The following is a 24,496-nucleotide window of genomic DNA, read 5'->3' as shown; positions in this document are numbered from 1 at the left end:
TATAATACGCTTGAGCTAATTTATAGAAAGTATAGAAAAACTCCCCTTATAGTTTTAGTGAATTTTTGTTTTTTCATTGTCCACTATAAGGGGAGTATATCATATCATGGCGTGGGTGGGTTTTTGTTTTCTTGAGAATTCCCTTTATTAATGATAAAATAAAAAAGATAATGCTAGTACTTGGAGAGAAAATGAACTATTATAATGTTGGAAAGATTGTGAATACGCAAGGTTTGCAAGGTGAAATGCGTGTACTATCGGTGACGGATTTTGCAGAGGAACGTTTTAAAAAGGGAAGTATGTTGGGACTTTTTGATAAGAAAGATAATTTTGTCATGAATGTGGAAATTGCTAGTCATCGTAAGATGAAAAATTTTGATATTATCAAATTCAAAGGAATGTACCATATCAATGACATTGAGAAATATCGGGATTTTACTTTGAAAGTGGCTGAAGAAGATTTATCGGATTTAGATGAAGGCGAATTTTACTATCATGAAATTATTGGCTTGAATGTTTATGAACAGGATATTTTGATTGGAACAATTAAAGAAATTTTGCAGCCCGGTGCTAATGATGTCTGGGTGGTAAAGCGCAAAGGCAAGCGTGATTTACTGTTGCCTTATATTCCGCCTGTTGTATTGAATATTGATCTTGAAAATAGTCGAGTAGATGTGGAAATTCCGGAAGGACTGGACGATGAAGATTGATATTTTGACCCTATTTCCGGAGATGTTTGCCCCTTTAGAGCATTCAATAGTTGGCAAGGCGCGCGAAAAAGGATTACTAGAGATTCACTATCATAATTTTCGAGAAAATGCAGAGAAATCGAGACACGTTGATGACGAGCCTTATGGGGGCGGTCAGGGAATGCTGCTCAGAGCGCAACCAATTTTTGATGCTTATGATGCGATTGAAAAAAAGCAGCCACGAGTCGTTTTGTTGGATCCTGCTGGTCGAACATTTAATCAAGCCTATGCGGAAGAGCTTTCCCAAGAAGAAGAATTGATTTTTATTTGTGGACATTATGAAGGTTATGATGAGCGGATTAAAAGTTTGGTGACAGACGAAATCTCGCTTGGAGACTATGTTTTGACCGGTGGAGAATTGGCTGCCATGACGATGATCGATGCGACGGTACGGCTGATTCCTGAAGTTCTTGGTAAGGAAGCCAGTCATACTGATGATAGTTTTTCATCAGGGCTTTTAGAATATCCTCAATATACTCGCCCGTATGATTTTCGTGGAATGGTTGTGCCAGATATTTTGATGAGTGGTCATCATGAAAATATCCGAAAATGGCGTCTGTATGAGAGTTTGAAAAAGACTTACGAGCGTCGTCCAGATTTGCTAGAAAAATATGAGTTCACAGCAGAAGAAGCTGAAATGCTGGAAGAGATTCGTAAAGAAAAAAGCGATTGGTAAGAGTAAAAGTTTTCTAATGTTATTTAGAAAGCTTTTTTATTATTGTTAAAAAAACAGATAAAAAATTCTTGACAGCTAATTTCTATCATGGTATCATATTAACCAGTTAATAAACTGGTTAAACACTAGTTAAGGAGTGATATATGAAATTAAGGAAATATTTATTTTCTATTTTTGTGGCAGGACTGGTTTTGCTGCTGACGGCGTGCGGTGCAGGTAGCAAAAAGCAGAGCAAGGGAATGAAAATTGTAACAAGTTTTTACCCGATTTATGCCATGGTCAAAGAAGTATCAGGCGATTTAAACGATGTTCGGATGATTCAATCCAGTAGCGGTATTCATTCCTTTGAACCATCAGCCAACGATGTAGCAGCTATCTATGATGCGGATGTCTTTGTTTACCATTCTCATACACTAGAGTCATGGGCAGGAAAATTGGATCCAAATCTAAAAAAATCTAAAGTGAAGGTACTTGAAGCTTCAGAAGGGATGAAGCTGGAGCGTGTGCCGGGATTAGAAGATGTAGCTGCTGGTGAAGGAGTGGATGAAAAGACTCTTTACGATCCACACACGTGGTTAGACCCAGAAAAAGTGGCAGAAGAAGCACAGATTATCGCTGATAAACTTTCGAAGATTGATAGTAAAAATAAAGAAACCTATCAAAAAAACGCGAAAGAGCTGGCAGGTAAGGCAAAAGAATTGACTAAAAAATATCAACCGATTTTCAAAGCTGCAAGGCAAAAAACATTTGTGACGCAGCATACTGCCTTTTCTTATTTGGCGAAGCGATTTGGATTGAGGCAGTTGGGGATTGCCGGGATTTCTCCAGAGCAGGAACCAAGTCCGCGCCAATTGACGGAAATTGAAGAATTTGTCAAAACTTATAAAGTTAAAACCATTTTTGTGGAAAGTAATGCTTCATCAAAAGTTGCGAAAACTTTGGTCAAATCTACAGGCGTTAAACTAAAACAATTAAACCCTTTGGAAGCTGATCCGCAAAATAATCATACTTATCTTGAAAATCTAGAAGCCAATCTAGCGACATTGGCAAAAGAATTGAAAAAATGAGGAGAATCATGAAGAAAAAATATCTTATCGGTTCTGTTGCAGTTGTTGTCCTAAGTTTGTGTAGCTATGAGCTGGGGCGTCATCAGACAGTATCTAGCAAGGAAAATAACCGTGTTGCTTATGTAAATGGAAAATCTAAAGCAAACAAGGGCAAGCAAGCAGAGAATTTGTCGCCTGATGAAGTGAGCGCAAAAGAAGGAATCAATGCGGAACAGATTGTTGTCAAAATTACAGACCAAGGTTACGTAACTTCTCACGGTGATCATTATCATTATTATAATGGGAAAGTCCCTTATGATGCGATTATCAGTGAAGAGCTGATTATGCGGGATCCAAACTATACCTTGCAGCAGTCTGATATTATCAACGAAGTGAAAGATGGCTACATTATCAAGGTAAATGGGAAATATTACCTTTACTTGAAAGATCCAAATCATACCAGTAATGTTCGTACAAAAGAAGAAATTGCTCGCCAAAGGGCAGAATATAGTGGCAAAGGCCATAAGGGAGCGAAAGGTGGTGCTGTAACAACAGCTGTCAAAGAAGCTCGTGCGCAAGGTCGTTATACGACGGATGACGGCTATGTCTTCAATCCGACAGATGTGATAGAAGATACTGGAGATGGCTTCATCGTACCGCATGGTAATCATTTCCATTATATTCCAAAGAAAGATTTGTCTCCTAGTGAGTTAGCTGCTGCTCAGAGCTATTGGGACAACAAACACAAATCTGGCGGTACGACATCAACTCCGAGTCCAAGTCCAACGCCATCAAGACCATCAAATGGCGGAACTACACTACCTTCTATTCATTACCAACCATCAACGCCGGGAACACAGACCCATCAGGGCAATAATTATCATGCGCAGCCATCACAACCAAGTCATCAGAATACTCCATCTGCTCATCAAGAAATCATCAATCTGTTAAAACAACTGTACTTGATGCCGTTAAACCAACGTCATGTGGAATCTGATGGTTTGATATTTGACCCGGCACAGATTACTAAAAAATCTTCTAGTGGGGTGGCAGTGCCACATGGTAATCATTATCATTTCATTTACTATAGTCAAATGTCGCCACTAGAAGAAAAAATTTCGCGGATGATTGTTCCTGGTATGGACTATTCAGAAGCGAAAAAGCTAGCTGGTCAAAGTAATCAACAGACAAACCCAAGTAAACCGAACCAAGATACGGGCAAGGACCAAACACAGCCAAACAAACCTAATGATGGCAAGCAAACTGAGCCAAGCAAAGAGCCTGAAAAGCCAAAAGAAGAACCATCTGAGACAGAAGTGACGGATGAACAGATTCAAACCTTTATCAATAAGGCTGAAAGTTTGATGAGTAAGGTGACAAATGCTAGTCAAAAGGCAAACTTTGAAGAGCAACTCGCTGGTATCAAATCTGGCTTCACTCTTGGAACAGAAGAAAAAGCAACAGTGCTTCAAAAAGTGAAAGATTTGTTGTCTGAAATCGTCAAGGCGGTTGATCCGGAAACACAAGCGGGACTGACAAAGAAAAATGCTGAAATCGTTGCTGCTTTCAAGAAAGTCTTAACACCAATTCGTCAAACGCTTGAAAGCAAAGGGGATAAAGCACAACTGGCAACGGTTGAAGACCTCATGCAACAGGCTGCCAATCCGAATGTGGATAAGCTTGCCTTATTGGATAAGGTTTTGAAATTGTCAAGTGAGGTACAGCACCCTGAACGCGCAGGCAAAGCAAATTCGCAAATTGCTTATACGGCTGATGAAGTAGCATTAGCTAAAGCTGCAGGTCGTTATGCAACATCAGACGGTTATATCTTTGATCCACATGATTTGACGGAAGACCAAGGCGATGGCTATACAGCTCCGCACATGAATCACAGTCATTATATTCCTAAGAGCGATTTGTCCAAGTCAGAAAGACAGGCGGCAGAAGCTTATATGAAGAATAAAAAGCCTCAAAAATCTGAAGATAACCAAACGAATCCAAATAAGGAAACAGCTTTGTCTATTTACAATCGTGTAACCCCAGCTAAAAAGGTGCCGGTTGAAGCGATGCCTTATAACACAGCCTATGTTGTAGACATGAAAAACGGTCAGCTCATTATTCCGCATCATGACCATTATCATAATATCTCTCTTTCTTGGTTTGATCAAGGACTTTACAAAGCACCTGACGGCTACAGTATGGAAGATTTCCTTGCGACCGTGAAATATTACGTCACTCATCCAGGAGACCGTCCGCATTCTGACAATGGTTTTGGTAATTCTAGTCAGCATGGTAAGAAAAATCAATCAGATAACGGAAAGAACTATGCACCAAATGAAGAGCCAGAAGATAAGAAAGACGACTCTGCAAGTAAAGAGGTAGATGATGAAAAGGAAAATTCAAAAGGGACTGAAAAACCAACAGTTAATGCTGAAGAAGAAGCTGAAAAGGCACGCGCAGCAAGCTATGGATTGTCTCTGCAAGATTTCCGAGCAAAAATGATTAAAATTGCTTTTAAATATGGTTTGAGCTTAGAAAAGTTTACCTATCATCCTGAAAACAAGACGGTCAGCTATACTGATACAACAGGTACTGTCAAGTCTATCAATGTACTCACAGGAGAATTGGTTTCTTAACAACGCCCCCCTCAAGAGTTGGAAATTTATTTTCCACCTCTTTTGTTGTTCTATGTTTATAAAGGGAAGTTTATCTTGTCCGCCGGGCGGATAAGATAAACTAAAAGAGATTCACACCGTCCGAGGGTCAGCTAGCCTTAATCACAATTGATTTGCTTCGTCCGAGGGTCAGATTGCTTCAAGTAAAAGTAGCTTGCTCCATCCGAGGGTCGGACGATCTTCTATAAATTGACAAATCTATCATTTTTGAGGAATTACTTTACTGGTGGTATAATAGGTCATAGAGAAAGAAAAAAGGGATACATGCAATGAAAGATAGACCAGATTTTACAACGATGAAAACCTATCAAGAGTTTTCACAATATTATTGGTATCGTACAGAATTAGCAGATATTTGTAAACAATTGGGATTGGAGTATTCAGGTATCAAAACAGAGCTAGAAGAGGAAATCAAACAGTATTTTGCAGGGAATGTTGTTCAGAAGAAAGTTCCTTTAAAAACCAAGAAAAAGCAAGGCATAGAGCTTACTTTAGACACGCCCTTGTTATCCTGTGGTTTTGCCTTTAATACCCGCTTTCGGGAGTTTTTCGCCCAGCAGACAGGTGTTAGTTCATTCAAGTTTACAGCGGACATGGCGGCAGCTTGGCGGAAGGTAAAAGCAGAAAAGGATGTCGAGTTTACACTGCGAGATATGTTAGCAATTTATCAAGGTCAATCAACTTACGCTAAGTATGACAATACCAGCTGTCAATGGAATCAATTTGTCAAAGATTTCTGTGCTGATAAAAATAATGCTACTTTCCAACAAAAACTTAAAGTTGCAGCTATTCTTTGGCAGAAAGTGAAACATTCAACTGCTTCTAAAGTCTATCACCAGCAGCTAGTAAAGAACTTTTGGGATGATATTTCTATGTATTGGAAAGGGAAATAAGAAGAATGATTTGTCCACTTGCGAAAAAACAGTCACGAGGCTGTTTTTTTGATATAATAGAAAGTATGAATCAATCAGAAAAAATTTCAAATTATCAATTACTTTTAGCGCAGCTTGAAGCATTACTAGAGGGCGAAAGCAATGCGTTGGCGAATCTCTCAAACAGCTCTGCCCTGCTAAACCAAGCCTTGCCTCATTCTGTCTTTACTGGCTTTTATCTTTATGACGGAAACGAGTTGATTTTAGGACCTTTTCAAGGTGGTGTCTCCTGTGTACATATTGCGCTAGGAAAAGGAGTCTGCGGTGAAGCAGCAGCCAAACGGCAGACGATGATTGTAGAAGATGTGACCCAACATGGCAATTACATTTCCTGTGATAGCAGAGCTCGCAGCGAGATTGTAGTACCAATGGTCAAAAACGACAGCCTAGTAGGGGTGTTGGATTTGGATTCTCATCTGGTGGCAGATTATGATGAGATTGACCGAGAATATCTGGAAAATTTTGTGGCTCTCTTACTAGAGAAAACAAGTTGGAATTTTGAAATGTTTGGAGACAAAGCCTAATGTATCAAGCTTTATATCGAAAATATAGAAGCCAAACCTTTGGTCAGCTAGTCGGTCAGGAGGTTGTGGCGACAACCTTGCGGCAGGCAGTTGAACAAGATAAGATCAGTCATGCCTATCTCTTTTCAGGTCCCAGAGGAACTGGGAAGACCAGCGTAGCTAAGATTTTCGCTAAGGCGATGAATTGCCCTAACCAAAAGGGTGGCGAGCCTTGCAATGAGTGCTATATTTGCCAAGCCATTACCGAAGGAAGCCTAGAAGATGTCATCGAGATTGACGCGGCTTCCAATAATGGTGTGGACGAAATCCGAGATATTCGTGATAAATCTACTTACGCTCCCAGTCTAGCGAAGCACAAGGTTTATATTATTGATGAGGTTCACATGCTCTCAACGGGCGCTTTTAATGCGCTTCTTAAGACTTTGGAAGAGCCGACAGAAAATGTCGTCTTTATTTTAGCAACGACAGAACTGCATAAAATACCAGCAACCATTCTTTCGCGTGTTCAGCGCTTTGAGTTCAAGTCGATTAAAACCAAAGATATTGTAGAGCACATTGAGTGGATTTTGCAGCAAGAAAATATTGACTTTGAAAATGAAGCGGTGCAGATTATCGCAAGACGAGCAGAAGGCGGTATGCGAGACGCTCTATCTATCTTGGATCAAGCTCTCAGCCTAACCCAAGACAATCAGCTGACAACGGCTATTTCTGAAGAAATCACGGGTTCTATCAGTTTAGGAGCATTAGACGCGTATGTAGCAGCTGTATTAGCGCATGATACGTCAGTGGCATTAAAAAATCTTGATGTCATATTCGACAGCGGCAAAAATATGGCTCGCTTTGTCACAGACCTGCTGCACTATTTTAGAGATTTGCTCATCGTTAAAACGGGTGGAGAAAATACGCATACGAGTGAAAGCTTTTTAGAAAACCTCAAGACTCCGCAGGAAAGATTGTTTGAGTTGATTGAGATTGCAACGAAGAGCCTTGCGGAAATCAAGAACAGCTTGCAACCCAAAATTTATACAGAAATGATGACCATTCGACTGGCAGAAGGGCAAGATAAAGCAGAATTACCCTCCAATATAGCAGGCGAGATAGAAACGCTCAAAGAAGAAATCAACCAGCTTAAGAATCAATTGGCAAGTTTGCAGTCAAGTTCTGCACCTAGTAAGCCAGTACATACAACACACCCAGCCAAAACAAGCAAGGGTTATCGAGTAGACCGCCATAAAGTGAATGCCATTCTGCAAGAAGCAGTTGAAAATCCTAGCCTGGCTCGCAGTAATTTAACCAAGTTGCAGAATGCTTGGGGAGAAATTATTGAAAGTTTAGCCGGAGCAGATAAGGCACTTTTAGTCGGCTCACAACCCGTCGCAGCTAACGAAAACCACGCTATTCTGGCATTTGAGTCGAGCTTTAATGCAGAACAAACCATGAAACGGGAAAATCTCAACACCATGTTTGGAAATCTCTTGAGCAATGCGGCTGGATTTTCACCAGACATCTTGGCGGTTTCTATGACGGATTGGATAGAGATTCGGGCTGAATTTTCGGCTAAAGCGCGTGGAGAAAACGCACCACAAGCTGAAGAAAAGGAGAATACAGTCATTCCAGAAGGATTTGATTTCTTAGCGGAAAAAATTACCGTTCAGGAGGACTGAATTTAGATTTTTCTGCTGTTTCGTGCTATAATAGAATCATGACAAGACAACAATTTCTTACAACAGCTTTCTTCACAGCAATTGAAACGTATTTTTTTAACGAAGCAATGATGTCAGGACACTATTTATTCGCTGTTTTCTGGGCACTTTTAGTGATTCGCAATTTACAGGTGAGCTATGTCATGGGTAAAATAGTGGACGAAATTGACAAACATATCAAACGTAAAAAATAACAAGAAAGGTTGGGGCAAAAATCCTCAACCTTTTCTTTTCAATTTGAAAAAATATTCTACTTGCGATAGAATAAAAGTGCAAAGATAAAAACACAGTTTCGGTTGGTAGTCCGAATATATTCGTGAAATGCTAGATTTGTTTTTCTAATGACAATTGAAGTAGGTCACGACTATCAGTAACCCTCCTCCTTGGTTGTCCCTTCTTTGTAATGTATTTAAGGAGGATGCTGTATGGAACATGTTTCATTAGAATTGACCATATACTTTGAAAATGGCTTTTATTATGGCTTATTTGAGCAAGAAAATGCTCAAGGTTTGTCTGTTTGTCGGGTGACATTTGGAGTTGAACCCCAGATGAACGAGGTTTTGGAATTTGTTAATCAGAAGTTTTCACAACTACAATTTAGCCCGGCTGTTGCACTAAAGAAAAAAAGACATTGTGCAAATCCCAAACGCTTGCAGCGATTAGCAAAAAAAGAAATGAAGCGTGAAAAACGCTCAACGAAATCACAAGATGCACTAAAACTGCAACAAGAGTTAGATAAACAAGCTAAACGTTCCAGATTGAAAGCTCAAAAAGAATATATGCAAAATAGAAAATTCCAATTAAAACAGCAAAAACGCAAAGAAAAGCACAAAGGTCATTGATTTTGTGCCGAAAAAAGAAGGAGACAAGTTGATGTTTATTCAATTTATCTCCTTCTTTTATTTACCAACTTGTTAAAGAAACTTCACCGCTGTTTAGCCACATTTCTTGTCCGGTATCTAATTGGATCAATAGCTGCCCGGTATCTGATATTTCCTTGGCAACTCCTTTGTAGTCTTTGTCATTTTGGCAAAAAGTGACTGTCCGACCTAAGACAAGGGAGTGTTGTTTGTAAAGGTAAATCAGCTCGTCTGGATCACATTCATAAAAATCTTTCCAAATTTCAGCAATGAGTTCATTGCGTGTGATAGGTTGCTTTTCGTGGAAGAGAGAGGCAGCCCTATTTTTTAACTCTTTCGGAAAATCAGAGATTGCGAAATTGATGCCCACTCCAATAATCACATCAGTGACTAAGCCCGTCTCGACAGAAGTAATAGCTTCGGTTAAAATGCCGGCTATTTTCTTGCCCTTGTAGCAAATGTCATTGACCCATTTAATGTCCATTTCCATTAAAGTGAGGTCTTTAATAGCCTTATAAATGGCTCCAGCAGTCAGGATAGTATAGGCGGGAATTTGTTGAAAAGGGAGATTGGGTTTCAAGTGAAGAGACATATAAATCCCGCCTTGAACTGGAGCAAAATAACTTCTGCCAAAGCGTCCACGACCGGCTGTCTGAGAAGAAGCCAGATAGAGCGTGTTGGCAGGATTACCAGCTTCAATTCCTGCTTTGGCATCAAGTTGAGTGGATTTGCAGTTTGGATTGAAGGAAACTTGAATGGGAGCAGTTTCTTCGATTTTTTTAGCAATCAATAAATCACCTGAAAGGAGCTTATAGCCTTTATTTTTTATCGATTCAATATGAATGCTTTCTTTTTCCAAATGTTGAATGGCTTTCCAGATAGAAGTGCGTGAAATTCCTAACTCCTGTGCTAATTTTTCACCACTGATATAGTCAGATTCTCGACTTAAAATGTCAAATAAAATTTCGTATGTTTTCATTTCTATAAACTGCTCTTTCTAAGGGTTAGGGTGGTAGCAAGTGTTACCATGCGTGGAATGGTCGAGCCAGGATGTTGAAATTCCTCGTGCAGCAGTTGCAAGCCTTGTCTGCCCATTTCTTCTGTAAAGACAGTAACCGTACTGAGTGGTGGATAGACGTACTTTGCAATAGATGTATCGTTAAAAGCAATCAAACTAACACGATCTGGTACAGGGATGTCCGCTTCTTGAAGTGCTCGAAGGGCGCCAACAGCTAAGGCGTCACTTGCCATGAAAAATGCAGTTGGAAATTGGTCACCTAAATTTTCAATCAATTCTTTCATCATAGAATAACCTGATTCAGATGAAAAGTTTCCTATTTTGACATATTTTTCTTGATAGAGTTGTTTTTCAGTTAGAAAATTTTTAAAGGTTACTAAGCGTGGATCAGATAGGATAGTGGTTTTGTCAGAAGTCTGTTCTTGCCCAATCAGCAGTCCAATTTGTTGGTGTTGCTTTTCTAAAAAGTGATTAAGAACAGCTATAACAGAATTTTCAAAGTCAGCCATCACACAGCTATGTCCATAGGCAAGTGTATTGCTATCAATAAAAACAAGGTGTTTTGTATAGAGTTCTAGTTCTTTAATTTTTTGAGTGCTAAATTTTCCAATCGCGATGATGCCGTCAACTTGATCGAGATGATTTAATTCTTCATTATTGAAAAAGCGCATAACATCATAGGCCAATTCTTGAGCTTTTTTCTCTACCCCAAGACGAATGGCATAGTAGTAGAGGTCGTCTAGTTCCTCCTCTTCTGTGTACCATTCTACAATCGCAATTCTGCGGTTTTGGGAATTTCGCTTGCTTCCTCTTTTTGTTTTTTTATATTCTAATTCTTCTGCAATGTCAAATATCTTTTGGCGAGTCTCGTCACTCACAGACATGGATTGGTCGTGATTTAAAACGCGTGATACAGTTGCTGGAGAGACACCAGCACTTTTTGCAATATCTTTAATTGTTGCCATGATTGTTTCCTAATTTCTTTAAAGAATATGTCTATTATATCTTAAAAATTAGTAAAATACAAAAATATTTAGTAAATTTCCTAAAGTTTAGTATGAAAGATTGATGAGTATTATTTTTTACAACTTGATTGATAAAATGTTGGTAAAAATTTACTAAAATACTTGAAATTTTACTAATGATATTTTATAATAAAGATAATAAAACGGTTACAAGACCTAACAAAACAAAAGGAGACTTTTTATGTCAACAACTCTTTCTATTCAACAATTACGTTCAGATTTTGCAACAGTTTTTGGGGCAGAAGCAGATCACACATTCTTTTCACCGGGACGCATTAACCTGATTGGTGAACATACAGATTACAATGGTGGTCACGTCTTTCCGGCAGCTATTTCGCTAGGAACTTATGGGGCAGCGCGCAAGCGTGACGATAACTTACTTCGTTTTTACTCAGCAAACTTTGAAGACAAGGGAATTATTGAGGTGCCGCTAGAAGATCTTCGTTTTGAAAAAGCGCATAATTGGACGAATTATCCAAAAGGGGTACTTCATTTCTTGCAAAAAGCAGGACATGTTATTGATAAAGGGATGGATGTCTATGTTTTTGGAAATATCCCAAATGGTTCGGGTCTCTCTTCATCTGCTTCTTTAGAGCTACTGACAGGAATTATTGTAGAGAAACTGTTTAATTTAAAATTAGACCGTTTAGATTTAGTAAAAATCGGTAAACAAACAGAGAACGAATTTATCGGTGTTAATTCTGGAATCATGGATCAGTTTGCCATTGGCATGGGAGCAGATCAACGGGCAATTTACTTAGATACGAACACGCTCGAATACGACTTGGTACCGCTTGATCTCAAAGACAATGTGGTTGTCATCATGAATACAAACAAGCGTCGTGAACTAGCAGACTCCAAATACAATGAACGCCGTGCAGAGTGTGAAAAAGCAGTCGAGGAATTAAAACAAAAACTCTCTATTGCAACCTTGGGTGAATTAAATGAGTGGGATTTTGATAAATACAGCTACCTAATTCAAGATGAAAATCGACTCAAACGCGCTCGTCACGCTGTGTTGGAAAATCAACGGACACTTCAAGCTCAAGCTACATTGCAAGCTGGCGATTTGGAAAAATTCGGTCGCTTAATGAATGCATCTCATGTCTCACTTGAACATGATTATGAAGTCACAGGATTAGAGTTGGATACCTTGGCTCATACTGCATGGGAGCAAGAAGGAGTGCTGGGCGCCCGCATGACAGGAGCAGGATTTGGCGGTTGTGCCATTGCTTTGGTTCGTAAAGACGCAGTGGAAGCTTTTCAAAAAAATGTTGGTCAAAAATATGAAGAAGTCGTAGGTTATGCACCGAGCTTCTATATTGCTGAAATTGCTGGTGGCAGTCGCGTATTGGATTAAGCAAGCGTTTTACATAATAGTAATGAGGGCTGACGAGAATTTCAGCCCTTTCTATAAAAGAAAGGAAAATCAATGGCACGAAATTTACTGAATGCCTTTGTAACGGAGGTCATAGCAAATAGCTCTTTTACAGAAATCGACCGGATTTATCTAGCAAATCGCGTCATGAGTCTGGTTGGAGAAGAAGCTGCAAAGCAAGAGACAGCAGCAACCAGCTTAATTGATCTCAAAGATGATTTACTAGAAGTTGCTTTAGCAGTTGGAAAAATCGGCTCAACTCTTGCAGAACAGGATATTCTTGGGGCAGAGTTGATGAATTTAGTCACGCCAGCACCCGGTCAGCTCAATCAGCAATTTTGGCAGACTTATGAACAAGATCCCAAGCGGGCTATTGCTGATTTTTATGAGCTTAGTAAGCGCAATGATTATATCAAGGTCAAAGCCATTGCTAAGAATATTGCCTATCAAATACCGACTGAATATGGTGATTTGGAGATGACGATCAATCTTTCTAAGCCAGAAAAAGATCCCAAGGAAATTGCAGCAGCTAAGAAAGCCAAGACGAGCCACTATCCAGCCTGCCAGCTTTGTTTTGAAAATGAAGGGTATCAAGGGCGACTAGATCATCCAGCGCGAGTGAATCATCGAATTATCCGCTTTGATTTAGCCGGACGAGAATGGGGCTTTCAGTATTCGCCCTATGCATATTTTAATGAGCATTGTATCTTTTTAGATAGCAAGCATACTCCTATGGCTATCAGTCGTGCTACTTTTGAACGTCTTTTGGACATTGTAGAGACTTTTCCGGGTTATTTTGCAGGCTCCAATGCGGATCTTCCTATCGTAGGAGGCTCCATTCTCACTCACGACCATTATCAAGGTGGACGACATACTTTTCCTATGGAAAAGGCAGAGCTGGACAAAACTTTCATCTTTGCAGGTTTTGAAAATGTAGAAGCTGGTATTGTCAACTGGCCCATGTCGGTTTTAAGGTTGCAATCAACTGATAAATCCGTATTGATAGATTTGGCGGATAAAATTTTACAGAAATGGTGCAGTTACTCCGATTCGACTGTTCAGATTGTAGCTGAGTCAAATGGTGAACTACATCATACGGTTACTCCAATAGCACGTCAAAAAAATGGTAAGTTTGAGTTAGATTTGGTTCTGCGGGACAATCAAACGTCAAAAGAGCATCCAGATGGTATTTATCATCCTCATAAAGATGTTCAGCACATCAAGAAAGAAAATATTGGCTTGATTGAGGTCATGGGTTTGGCGATTCTCCCACCTCGTTTGAAAAATGAATTAAAAGAAGTTGAAGAATTTCTTTTGGGACAAAGAGAAGAAGTGGCTCCTTATCATCAGGCATGGGCTGACCAGTTAAAAGCTCATCATCCAGATGCAACACTAGAATCAGCGCAAACAATCGTGCGCGCTTCAGTCGGTCGGATTTTTAAAAGCGTCTTGGAAGATGCGGGTGTTTACAAGCGAACAAAAGAGGGGCAAGCGGCTTTTATGCGCTTCATTGAGTCTATAGGTCTTGTGAAATAATGCTCATTTTATGATAATAGGGTGAGTTGGCTTATGTTAAGATAATGATAGAAACAACTTGAAAACAGTCTTTGACAATCCTGATAGTTACAATGTTTGATACCAAAATCCAGTAGGAACTTTGCTGGATTTTTCTTTGCGGAAATTTGCAATTGAAATGCATTCTTTTCAGCTAGCATTTGAAAAACTCTCACCTTCATGTTACAATTAAGAGAACAAATTAAATACATAGAGGTAATATCGTGGCTTTTGGTGATAATGGACAACGGAAAAAAACAGGATTTGAAAAATTGACTTTGATTGTAGTTGTTATCATGTTATTGGTAACGGTTGGAGCAATCTTTGCAAGTGCACTTGGTGCTTTGAGCAATTTCTAATCCTCAAACGCTTGAAAGAGCGTTTTTTTAGAGTGAAAAACGAGAGAAGAGAAAAATATGAGTATGTTTTTGGATACAGCTAAGATAAAAGTCAAGGCTGGCAATGGCGGTGATGGCATGGTAGCTTTCCGCCGTGAAAAGTATGTCCCAAATGGTGGACCTTGGGGCGGTGACGGTGGTCGTGGCGGCAATGTTGTTTTTGTCGTAGATGAAGGGCTTCGCACTTTGATGGATTTTCGCTACAATCGTCATTTTAAGGCTCAGTCTGGTGAGAAGGGAATGACCAAGGGAATGCACGGTCGTGGTGCAGAAGATTTGATTGTTCATGTACCACAAGGGACAACCGTTCGTGATGCTGAAACAGGGAAAATCCTGACAGACTTGATTGAAAATGAGCAAAAGTTCGTCGTAGCTCGTGGCGGTCGTGGCGGTCGTGGCAATATTCGCTTTGCGACGCCTAAAAATCCAGCACCAGAAATTTCTGAAAACGGTGAACCGGGACAAGAGCGTGAACTCCAGTTGGAACTGAAAATTTTGGCAGATGTTGGTTTGGTTGGGTTTCCGTCTGTTGGGAAATCCACTCTTTTGAGTGTTATCACTTCTGCTAAGCCGAAAATTGGCGCTTATCATTTCACAACTATTGTACCTAATCTTGGAATGGTTCGGACGCAGTCCGGTGAATCCTTTGCTGTGGCAGACCTGCCTGGCTTGATTGAAGGAGCCAGCCAAGGTGTAGGACTTGGAACACAATTCCTTCGCCATATTGAGCGAACTCGTGTCATCTTGCATGTCATTGATATGTCAGCTAGTGAAGGACGTGATCCTTACGAAGATTATCTTGCTATCAATAAGGAATTGGAATCCTACAATCTTCGCTTAATGGAACGTCCACAGATTATTGTTGCTAATAAAATGGACATGCCTGAAAGTGCAGAGAATCTAAAAGTCTTTAAAGAAAAATTAGTAGCAAATTATGATGAATTTGATGAACTGCCACAGATTTTTCCAATTTCAAGTTTGACGAAACAAGGCTTGTCAACGCTTTTGGATGCAACTGCAGAATTGCTTGATAAAACACCTGAATTTCTGCTTTATGATGAGTCCGAAATGGAAGAAGAAGCCTACTATGGCTTTGATGAAGATACTCCAGCATTTGAAATCTCACGCGATGATGACGCTGTCTGGGTTTTATCTGGTGATAAGTTGGAAAAACTCTTTACCATGACAAACTTTGACCGTGAGGAGGCTGTCATGAAATTTGCACGGCAACTACGTGGTATGGGGGTAGACGAAGCATTACGGGCGCGTGGTGCTAAAGATGGTGACTTGGTTCGTATCGGCAAATTTGAATTTGAATTTGTAGACTAAAAAGGAGCGATTTTATGGGTGATAAACCAATATCCTTTCGTGATAAAAATGGCAATTTCGTTTCTGCAGCTGACGTTTGGAATAAAGAAAATCTCGAAAAACTTTTTAACAAACTCAATCCGAACCGAAAATTTCGCTTGGAACGTGAGAAATTAGCACAAAAGAAAAAAGAATAGGACTTGCTCATTTTTGAGCCAAGTCCTATTCTTTAATTTGTAGCAATTTCATTTAATAAGTCTTGTGCAGTCGTTGTTGGATTGATACGAACACGGTTGAGGGTTAAAAGTCCGTCATTAAGAGAAGCTAGTCCGTTGTTGGTTGTCAATCCCATTTTATAGCCGAGGCTTTCAGCAATTTGTGTCGTTGTTTCACTATAACGTCCTGAAGGATAAGCAACCGTCGTTGTATTTTGTGATAGGTTGCTGTCTAGATACTGCTTAGAGGCTTGCAATTCTGTCGTTTGTGTTTCTGCACTTGAAAGGGATAAATCCGGATGGTTAACGGTATGATCTTCAAAAGACATTCCCTTTTGCTTCATTTCCTTGATTTGCTCAAGCGTCAGCATATCCTCGCGCCCATTTTCGACAAAACCAGTAATGACATTATTGGTTGCCCGCATTTGGTATTTTTGAAGAAGTGGGAAAGCATTGGTGTAAAAATCTCTCAAACTATCATCAAAGGTCAACCAAACGACTTTTTTATTTTTCGGAAGGACATTTTCAGTCAAAACTTTATAGGCTTCCTTTGGCGTGAGAGTATAATAGCCAGCGTCTTTTAGAGCTTTCAAATGACTTTCAAACGTTTCAGGCGAGACAATCAAACCAGCATTTGCTGCTTCAGAAGGATCCATATTGTGAATCGCATGGTACATCAAAATAGGGAATTTAACAGGCTGATCTTGCTTTATCCATTTCACTTTGCTTACTTTTTCACTAGATCCAGATATTTCTTTAGTAGTTGCTTGAGAAGTAGAAGATTTTCTCACTTTTGAAGTGGCAGTTCTTGTATGGTTATTAGCCAGATTTGTTCCAGAGCGTTTCCACATAAATGTTCCTGCAATCACCAGAACAACCAATAAGATAAAGCTTATAATAGCACGCCGTTGTCTCCTCTTACGAATACGATTTCGTACAGAACGATTACCAGAATGTTTTCCCATTATGTGGAACTCCTTTTACTTTTAAATCACTATGTATATTTTACCATATTTCTGACTAACCGTTCACAATTTTTTAAAATAGATTTCTATTATTTTTATAAAAATCCTGAAGTCTGCTTACTAGAAAAAAATAAGTTTATTTGCTATAATAAAAAGCATAAAATCTCAAGGAGTAGTCATGTCTATTAAAATTGCTTTACTTGGTTTTGGGACAGTTGCTAGTGGTGTTCCATTTTTATTGAAAGAAAATAGTGAAAAGATTGTGCAAGCAGCTCATTCAGAAATTGAAATTGCGAAAGTATTGGTAAAAGATGATGCTGAAAAAGAACGCTTGTTAGCAGCAGGAAATCATTTTAATTTTGTCACAACGATTGACGAAATTGTAAATGATAAAGAAGTAACGATTGTTGTTGAGTTGATGGGGCGTATTGAACCAGCAAAAACTTTCATCACTCAAGCGTTAGAGGCAGGTAAGCATGTTGTCACTGCAAATAAAGACTTGCTGGCAGTTCATGGCGCTGAGTTGCTTGAGATTGCTGCAAAACACAAGGTAGCTCTTTATTATGAAGCGACAGTAGCGGGAGGAATTCCGATTTTACGCACGCTTGTTAATTCCCTAGCTTCTGATAAAATTACGCGTATTCTCGGTGTGGTCAATGGAACGTCCAACTTCATGATGACCAAAATGGTAGAAGAAGGCTGGTCTTATGAGGCGGCACTTGCTGAAGCACAACGACTTGGATTTGCAGAAAGTGACCCAACCAATGATGTGGACGGAATTGATGCTGCATATAAAATGGTTATTTTAAGTCAATTTGCCTTTGGAATGACGGTTAAATTTGAAGATGTCGCCCACCAAGGCATTCGCAATATTACACCAGAAGATGTAGCGGTTGCGCAGCAATTAGGCTATGTTGTCAAATTAGTTGGTTCCATTGAAGAAACGGAATCAGGTCTCGCTGCAGAAGTCACACCGACCTTTTTACCAAAAACTCATCCTCTTGCTAGTGTGAATGGCGTGATGAATGCAATCTTTGTAGACTCTATCGGTATTGGTGAGTCGATGTATTACGGTCCAGGTGCGGGACAAAAACCCACTGCAACAAGTGTTGTCGCAGATATTATTCGGATTGTTCGACGGATTAACGAAGGAACTGTTGGAAAAGCCTTTAATGAGTTTCAGCGTGAATTAGTTCTGGCTAAACCAGAAGATCGTAAGAGCCCGTACTACTTTTCGATATTGGCACCTGATGCGAAAGGACAAGTTTTACGCTTAGCAGAAATTTTTAATGCTGAAAATGTCTCCTTTAAACAAATTCTGCAACAAGAAACAGACGGAAATACCGCACGTGTTGTGATTATTACCCATGCTGTCAACAAAACGCAGCTAGAAAATGTCACTCGAAAATTGCAGGCAACTTCTGATTTTAAATTATTGAACACCTTCAAAGTATTAGGAGAATAAAATGAAAATTATTGTACCTGCAACGAGCGCAAATATTGGTCCGGGATTTGACTCGGTTGGTGTAGCTGTCAGTAAATATCTAACCATTGAAGTTTTGGGAGAAATCGACCGTTGGCTAATTGAGCATGATTTGGAGCGGCGTATTCCTTCAAATGAACGGAATTTATTGATTAAAGTGGCGCGCAGAATTGCTCCAGCTATTCAACCTCATCATTTAAAAATGACAAGTGATATTCCTTTAGCGCGTGGTTTGGGTTCTTCTAGTTCCGTTATTGTTGCAGGGATTGAACTTGCAAATCAATTGGCAAATTTGCAGTTGTCAAATGCTGAAAAATTGAATTTTGCGACGAAAATTGAGGGACATCCAGATAATGTAGCACCTGCTATTTATGGTAATTTGACGATTTCTAGTTATTTAAACGAGAAAGTTTCAACTGTAGTGACGGAATTTCCAGAAGTAAGCTTTATTGCCTATGTTCCAAATTATGAATTGCGTACTAAAGACAGCCGTAGCGTTCTTCCAAAAGGTTTATCTTATCGTGAAGCTGTCACTGCAAGCTCTGTAGCGAATGTGGCTATTGCCGCTTTAATGAAGGGCGATATGGTAACAGCGGGGCGTGCTATTGAGTCCGACCGTTTTCATGAGCATTTTCGCCAAGGTTTGATTAAGGAATTTCCAAAAATCAAGATGTTGGCAAAGAAAAACGGTGCGTATGCGACTTATCTATCAGGAGCAGGACCTACTGTGATGGTTCTAGCACCAAAAGAACAGTCGAATATGATAAAAGAGAAAATAGAAGAGCAACAATTTAAAGGACAAGTTTTTGAACTTCAAGTTGATTGCCAAGGCGTTCGAGTAGAAAAATGAGAAGAGTGAAGAGGAGGAGAACAGAACTAATGAAACGAAAATTTAGTTCGTAATCCTACTTTCGTAAGGTTGCTCAATAGTCTGAGCACCTATTGAAGTGGCAGATAAGGAAAACGAAGTTTTCGCCAAAAGTGGCTCTTCCGAGCTTGAAAAGTGAACCCGCTTGGAAAGCTCTATCTGCCACCTCAAGGCAGTACTTTGAGCAATCAGTCGCTGCATCGTTGATTTATTACATAGTATGCTTTTAGGTTGGGAATTTTTGTCCTAACCTCTTTTAATATTCTTACAAAAAATTCCCTCTTGTCTATTTATTCAAATGTATGCTATAACAAATAAAGAATATATAAAGGGGTGTAATTATGAATAAACTTGATTTGCAGGCACTTGCGGATGAGTTGGGATTGCAGCTTGATGAAACATCAACCGTTATTTTTGGACAGAAAGATGGTTATACTTTCTATATTGAACAAATGAATCAAAAAAATCAATACCGTATTTGTTGTTCGGTAAAAAATGGCGAAGCGTTACCCTCTTTGGAAGAATTTAAAGAGTTGACGAAGTCTTCTAAGGCATTGAAAACCTATCAAGTTAATTTGTATAAATAAAGCTTTTATATTAAAGTATGTATGACCAAAGGAAAAACACGTGAGCATATTCGTCAGGGCTTACAAGATATTATCTCTTTTTTGAAAGAAAGAAATTTTACAAATGTGTGCGAGCAGACAGGAAAAGCAGGACAAGTGGATGTTTATCAGGTAGGAGGAAATTTGTTGCTTCTTTCACCAGAAGCCTTTCAGGAATTAAGTTCGGATTTGTCTATCGCCAATCAAGCTTATGATCATCAAAAAGAAAGTATCTTAGCAGGTACAGTAGGGGCATTTCTGGGAAGCTTGATAGGGGGAATTGTTACCTTAGTGATTGCTCAACTTGGTTATGTAGCTGTTGTCTCAGGAATTGTCATGGGAGTTTGTACAGTAAAAGGGTACGAATTGTTAGGTAAAAAGTTGTCTAAAGTTGGTATCGCGATTAGTGTTGTTTTTATGCTTATCATGATGTTGGTTGCGCACCAATTTGACTATGCAATTCAGCTTGCAAAAGCAGAAAGAGCAGATGTTTTTACCGCTTTTACTTATCTGATAAATTATATCTTAAATGGCAATGAAGTACATATCTCTTATTGGACAAATCTTGGTTTGCTATTATTGTTCACAGGTGCTGGGGCTGTGGGAACGATTATCAGTGCTCTTTCCGCACAATCACAGAAATATCTTACAAGAAAATTAGGGTAAGTTTAAATGTTTTAAGGCTTGGATTTTTATCTGAGCCTTTTTAGATTTAACTTACAAACTATTGAATATTTGCTATGGTTATTCGTCAAAATATTTAGCATGTTATTTTTACTTAGTCTAATTGAATTGTTGTCTCAACTATGCTACAATCAAGCTATGATCTTCAATAAATTAGGTAGAAAAAAATTTGTAAATCAATATTTACTGAAAAAGATGATTGCTTTTCGACGGAATAGTTTTATTAAAATTACGCAAAAAACCTTGGTATCACTATTTCCTTTTTTCTTGCTAACAACGACAACAATGGTTTTGTCAGAGTCGGTTTTTTCAGTAAATGGTTATATTAACAACCTATTCAACGTTCGCTCTTGGTTTCCGTATTTTTCGACAATTGGATTGGTTTTGACAAACTGTACTGCTTTGATAGGTGGGCTGTCGGGCCCATTAGCGACTTATTTTAGTGCAAAATACACAGCTGGTTATTATGGTCGTAGTACGGGGACAGCTGGGATTACAGCCTTTATTTTTAGCTTATTAGTTAATTCGCGCGAATTATTTTCGGTGGTTTTAAATGACGGCGCTTTGACGAAAATCAATCTTCCTGTCAATATCAATCTAATTGTTGCGATATTGATTGGTTATGTGGTGGGACAAATTTTTCGATTTTCAAGTCCGAATGATGACCACATTGTAGATGAGCATTTTATTTATTACCCTAAAACGTTGCGCCCTATCTTTTGCTCGTTTGCTCTGGCTGTCTTGGTTAGTTTTCTCATTAATCTGGGCAATCGACACAATGTTTTTTCAACAATTGCAAATTTTTTGTCAGGCTTAATTGTCAATAGAAACAATATCTTTGTCATTGAAATGAATACTGCCTTACGGACTTTTAGTACTTGGATTGGAAATAGTAATTCATTTAATGACCTGCCGTTTGTCAATGACTCCTCTGCCTTGGATAATCTCAATTATGCTTTGAAACATCATACTACAACAGGGGTACCTTATCTCTTTTCAACGACCAATCTGTATGATGCTTATGGAACGTTTTCAGGTCTGGGCGGAGTTTTAGCTCTTCTCGTAGCTATTCTCTGGAAATCTCGAAGTGACAAAGACCGAGATGTGAGTTTGAAAAGTATTTTTCCTTCACTTTTCAACCATGGTGTAGCCTTTATGGTTGGGATTCCTATATTTTTCAACTTTCTATTTTTAATCCCTTTTATCCTCGTACCCATGCTGAATGTCTTTGTAGCTAGTATTTTTCTATATTTTAGAATAATGCCTCCGGCTGTTTATCCAGTTCCTAGCGGAGCGCCAAGTGTACTCTATGCTTTTATTGGGACAGGTGGAAGTTTGCGAGCATTAGCAGTAGGAATTTTCATTTTTATTATTGATGTTCTCCTTTATATCCCCTTTGTGAGATTTAATGACCGGATTCATGAGGAACTCAGACAAATGGATCAGAAAGGAGGCGAACATGACTAAAAAGGTAAAAATAGTGCTACTAATTGTTCTAATTTTTTTGATAGGACTAGCAGTTCCCTCTTATAGTTGGACGAGAAAAAATATTGATCAAATTGCTAAATTTTATAATGCTCGGATGTCGCCAATCATTATGATACCAGGTAGTTCTGCTACGGAAAACCGCTTTGATGGCTTGGTTCAAAAGCTCAATCAAAGACGTCGCGGCGTGAAGCATAGCTTGCTCAAAGTTAAGGTCTGGAATGACGGACGAATTACATATAGCGGCTCTATCGCAGCGAATGATAATGAGCCAATTATTGTGATTGGTTTTGAAAATAATAAAGATGGCTATAGTAACATCAAAAAACAAGCCAAAATGGTTGACACTGCCTTTGAAAATCTCCAAGGAAAATACAATTTCAATAATTTTAAGGGCTTGGGTCACTCAAACGGTGGTTTAATTTACACAGCTTTTATTGAAAATTACCTCGGCAGCTATGATGTGGAATTGAAGAAGTTGATGACAATCGGGACGCCTTATAACTTTACTGAAACCAATATCAACAATAAAACTGAGATGTTAGCTGATTTCATTAAAAATCGTGAAAATATTCCGACCACTTTAGCTATGTATTCTGTTGCAGGAACCATTACTTATGATTCAGACGAATTGGTACCAGATACGAGCGTGAGTGCAGGGAAATATATTTATCAAGGACAAGCGGCGCACTATACTGAAACCACAGTCACAGGTGCGGATGCCCAGCACTCGGACTTGCCAACCAATGATGAGGTTGTCTTCTTAGTTCAAGAGCGCCTTGTAGATAGACAAAACCAGCGAAATCAAAGAAATTGAGAAGGAGTAGGACAGACGCCTAGGGCTGCTGACACAATCATGGTCATCTATCCTAATCTCCTCTTTTTGTTGTTATAAATTATGAATCGGACGATAATTTGCTATTCATTTTTTGCATACCACTCTGCAATTTTGTTATTGTACTTTTTCTGAAAAGAGCGTTATACTTATGATAAAAATTGCGAAAAGAGGAAATCACATGCAAAATATAACCTTAAACAACGGTGTCGAAATTCCAATTTTAGGTTTTGGAGTGTACCAAATTGCTCCCAAAGATACCAAGAGTGCTGTGCTAAATGCTATCAAGGCAGGTTATCGTCATTTTGATACTGCTCAAGCCTATGCCAATGAAAAGGAAGTAGGCGAGGCGATTAGAGAGTCTGGGATTGATCGCAAAGAGTTTTTCATCACTAGTAAAGTCTGGTTATCCAACTATGGATACGACAAGGCTTATGCCTCAGTTTTAGAATCTCTTGACAGAATGGAGTTAGATTATCTGGATCTTATGTTGCTCCACCAACCTTTTGGTGACTATTATGGTGCCTACCGTGTACCGTGCTTCGGAACAACTTTACAAAGAAGGAAAACTTCGAGCGATTGGTGTGTCTAATTTCTATCCAGATCGTCTCAGCGACATTGTAGCTTTCAATGAAATTACACCACAAGTCAATCAAGTGGAAACTCACCCACTGAATCAACAGATATTCGCACAAGAAAATATGATAAAAAATAAGGTGCAAATTGAATCTTGGGCTACTTTTGCAGAAGGTCGTGGTGACATTCTCAACAATCCAATTCTCAAAAGTATTGCTGATAAGCATGGTAAATCCACTGCACAAGTCATGGTTCGCTGGCAAGTTCAACGGGGAATTGTTTGCTTGACTAAGTATTCACGTTTTGAGCGAATGAAGGAAAATATTGATGTTTTTGACTTTGAACTCAGTGCAGAAGATATGACAAAGATTGCAAGTATGGATACCCAAACCAGCCTTTTCTTTAATCATCAAGAAGCCAGCACAGTAGATCTCTTTTTAGGATTTCTGGGGAGAAAATGAGAACAGGATTTTCGTTTGATTTCAGAAAATAACTATGTTAGTTTTCATTCAGATAACATTTTAATAACAATTGGGTATAATTGCTTGATTTTCGCTTGAAGAAGATTATTATATATGTAAGTAATATAATGTAAAGAATGCTTTATTATAATTTTTGAAAGGTTATCTAATGTTAACTCCAAAATTTAGTCTATTTGTTCTTGCTAGCTATTTTATCTTACCAATTATTGCATTGTTATTTCCAAACAAATATGTTAAATTAATCGTATTTGTGATATTTCTATTAGAAAATATTTTGGTGATAGGTCTGTATATAAAGGGCAAGTATTTTAACTAATCATCTTATTTTACAATACAATAGTACCAATAAAAAGCCTAACTTTTTATTTTGATTGAGTTGGGCTTTTTAATTTCTCAAATCCTTATATCGCTAATGGCTAATCTCGGAGTAGATATGCCCTATTTCAATTTGT

General features: G+C 38.8%; 21 protein-coding genes and 2 pseudogenes. 20 read left to right on the top strand and 3 right to left on the bottom strand.

Features of this window, described 5'->3' with window-relative positions:
• Nucleotides 1-191: 191 nt before the first annotated feature.
• The 9 genes from rimM (at nt 192) to ANG_RS06105 (ending at nt 9,147) form a co-directional block, all read left to right on the top strand.
• A complete protein-coding gene (gene rimM / locus ANG_RS06145) occupies nt 192-710 on the top strand; it encodes a ribosome maturation factor RimM (protein WP_003036664.1) in 519 nt (172 codons plus the stop codon).
• Nucleotides 700-1,425 (top strand): tRNA (guanosine(37)-N1)-methyltransferase TrmD, encoded by a 726-nt coding sequence (gene trmD, locus ANG_RS06140; RefSeq protein ID WP_003036718.1) that lies wholly within the window; start codon nt 700-702, stop codon nt 1,423-1,425. The genes rimM and trmD overlap by 11 nt, the downstream gene beginning before the upstream one ends.
• A 143-nt stretch (nt 1,426-1,568) precedes the next feature.
• Complete coding sequence (locus ANG_RS06135) at nt 1,569-2,492, top strand: metal ABC transporter solute-binding protein, Zn/Mn family (RefSeq protein ID WP_025271804.1); 924 nt, start codon at nt 1,569-1,571, stop codon at nt 2,490-2,492.
• A gap of 8 nt (nt 2,493-2,500) precedes the next feature.
• Nucleotides 2,501-5,107, top strand: coding sequence for a pneumococcal-type histidine triad protein (locus ANG_RS06130; protein WP_025271803.1), 2,607 nt, complete (start codon nt 2,501-2,503; stop codon nt 5,105-5,107).
• A 308-nt stretch (nt 5,108-5,415) separates the two neighbouring features.
• A complete protein-coding gene (locus ANG_RS06125) occupies nt 5,416-6,039 on the top strand; it encodes an SAP domain-containing protein (RefSeq protein ID WP_003036853.1) in 624 nt (207 codons plus the stop codon).
• A 65-nt stretch (nt 6,040-6,104) separates the two neighbouring features.
• Nucleotides 6,105-6,602 (top strand): GAF domain-containing protein, encoded by a 498-nt coding sequence (locus ANG_RS06120; protein ID WP_003031196.1) that lies wholly within the window; start codon nt 6,105-6,107, stop codon nt 6,600-6,602.
• Nucleotides 6,602-8,266 carry a DNA polymerase III subunit gamma/tau gene (dnaX, locus tag ANG_RS06115; protein WP_003036733.1) on the top strand — a complete coding sequence of 555 codons (1,665 nt, stop codon included), beginning with the start codon at nt 6,602-6,604 and terminating at the stop codon, nt 8,264-8,266. Before ANG_RS06120 ends, dnaX begins: the two co-directional genes overlap by 1 nt.
• A gap of 38 nt (nt 8,267-8,304) precedes the next feature.
• Nucleotides 8,305-8,499 carry a DUF3272 family protein gene (locus tag ANG_RS06110; protein ID WP_003024260.1) on the top strand — a complete coding sequence of 65 codons (195 nt, stop codon included), beginning with the start codon at nt 8,305-8,307 and terminating at the stop codon, nt 8,497-8,499.
• 231 nt (nt 8,500-8,730) lie between these two features.
• Nucleotides 8,731-9,147: a YjdF family protein gene (locus ANG_RS06105; protein ID WP_003036787.1), complete on the top strand. Its 417-nt coding sequence runs from the start codon at nt 8,731-8,733 to the stop codon at nt 9,145-9,147.
• A 61-nt stretch (nt 9,148-9,208) separates the two neighbouring features.
• On the opposite strand, the gene birA is transcribed toward ANG_RS06105, so the two are convergent.
• Together birA and ANG_RS06095 are read right to left on the bottom strand one after the other, a co-directional pair.
• Nucleotides 9,209-10,144 carry a bifunctional biotin--[acetyl-CoA-carboxylase] ligase/biotin operon repressor BirA gene (birA, locus tag ANG_RS06100; RefSeq protein ID WP_003036860.1) on the bottom strand — a complete coding sequence of 312 codons (936 nt, stop codon included), beginning with the start codon at nt 10,142-10,144 and terminating at the stop codon, nt 9,209-9,211.
• A gap of 2 nt (nt 10,145-10,146) precedes the next feature.
• Nucleotides 10,147-11,148 carry a LacI family DNA-binding transcriptional regulator gene (locus ANG_RS06095; protein WP_003036635.1) on the bottom strand — a complete coding sequence of 334 codons (1,002 nt, stop codon included), beginning with the start codon at nt 11,146-11,148 and terminating at the stop codon, nt 10,147-10,149.
• A gap of 241 nt (nt 11,149-11,389) precedes the next feature.
• On the opposite strand from ANG_RS06095, the gene ANG_RS06090 reads away from it, so the two are divergent.
• The 5 genes from ANG_RS06090 to ANG_RS11105 all read left to right on the top strand — a co-directional run bounded on the left by ANG_RS06090 (nt 11,390) and on the right by ANG_RS11105 (nt 16,043).
• The gene (locus ANG_RS06090; RefSeq protein WP_003036724.1) at nt 11,390-12,568 is read left to right on the top strand and encodes a galactokinase; all 1,179 of its coding nucleotides are present in this window, start codon (nt 11,390-11,392) and stop codon (nt 12,566-12,568) included.
• A gap of 72 nt (nt 12,569-12,640) precedes the next feature.
• The gene (gene galT, locus ANG_RS06085) at nt 12,641-14,122 is read left to right on the top strand and encodes a UDP-glucose--hexose-1-phosphate uridylyltransferase (protein WP_003036692.1); all 1,482 of its coding nucleotides are present in this window, start codon (nt 12,641-12,643) and stop codon (nt 14,120-14,122) included.
• A gap of 242 nt (nt 14,123-14,364) precedes the next feature.
• A complete protein-coding gene (locus tag ANG_RS10715; protein WP_003024272.1) occupies nt 14,365-14,499 on the top strand; it encodes a DUF4044 domain-containing protein in 135 nt (44 codons plus the stop codon).
• A gap of 57 nt (nt 14,500-14,556) precedes the next feature.
• On the top strand, nt 14,557-15,867 hold the full coding sequence (gene obgE / locus ANG_RS06080) for a GTPase ObgE (protein WP_020999630.1): 1,311 nt from the start codon (nt 14,557-14,559) through the stop codon (nt 15,865-15,867).
• A 14-nt stretch (nt 15,868-15,881) separates the two neighbouring features.
• Entirely contained in the window at nt 15,882-16,043 is a 162-nt protein-coding gene (locus tag ANG_RS11105) for a hypothetical protein (protein WP_025271802.1), read from the top strand.
• A 32-nt stretch (nt 16,044-16,075) separates the two neighbouring features.
• On the opposite strand, the gene ANG_RS06070 is transcribed toward ANG_RS11105, so the two are convergent.
• The gene (locus ANG_RS06070; RefSeq protein WP_003036720.1) at nt 16,076-17,026 is read right to left on the bottom strand and encodes a polysaccharide deacetylase family protein; all 951 of its coding nucleotides are present in this window, start codon (nt 17,024-17,026) and stop codon (nt 16,076-16,078) included.
• A gap of 178 nt (nt 17,027-17,204) precedes the next feature.
• Here ANG_RS06070 and ANG_RS06065 point away from each other — a divergent pair, with 178 nt between their 5' ends.
• From ANG_RS06065 to ANG_RS06040, 6 genes and pseudogenes are all read left to right on the top strand, one after another.
• A complete protein-coding gene (locus ANG_RS06065; RefSeq protein WP_025271801.1) occupies nt 17,205-18,491 on the top strand; it encodes a homoserine dehydrogenase in 1,287 nt (428 codons plus the stop codon).
• Nucleotide 18,492: 1 nt separating this feature from the next.
• Nucleotides 18,493-19,359, top strand: coding sequence for a homoserine kinase (thrB, locus tag ANG_RS06060; protein WP_025271800.1), 867 nt, complete (start codon nt 18,493-18,495; stop codon nt 19,357-19,359).
• A 359-nt stretch (nt 19,360-19,718) separates the two neighbouring features.
• Nucleotides 19,719-20,648 (top strand): annotated as a pseudogene (locus ANG_RS06055) (hypothetical protein).
• 156 nt (nt 20,649-20,804) lie between these two features.
• Nucleotides 20,805-22,133 (top strand): PTS sugar transporter subunit IIC, encoded by a 1,329-nt coding sequence (locus tag ANG_RS06050; protein WP_025271799.1) that lies wholly within the window; start codon nt 20,805-20,807, stop codon nt 22,131-22,133.
• Nucleotides 22,126-22,968 carry an alpha/beta hydrolase gene (locus tag ANG_RS06045; RefSeq protein WP_003036768.1) on the top strand — a complete coding sequence of 281 codons (843 nt, stop codon included), beginning with the start codon at nt 22,126-22,128 and terminating at the stop codon, nt 22,966-22,968. Before ANG_RS06050 ends, ANG_RS06045 begins: the two co-directional genes overlap by 8 nt.
• 199 nt (nt 22,969-23,167) lie before the next feature.
• Nucleotides 23,168-24,023, top strand: a pseudogene (locus ANG_RS06040) (aldo/keto reductase).
• The last annotated feature ends 473 nt before the right edge of the window (nt 24,024-24,496 follow it).

Origin of the sequence: Streptococcus anginosus subsp. whileyi MAS624 (assembly GCF_000478925.1) — a bacterium.
GTDB classification, from domain to species: domain Bacteria; phylum Bacillota; class Bacilli; order Lactobacillales; family Streptococcaceae; genus Streptococcus; species Streptococcus whileyi.
The sequence above is the reverse complement of the archived record's forward strand: the minus strand, read 5'-3'. Positions and strand labels throughout refer to the sequence as shown.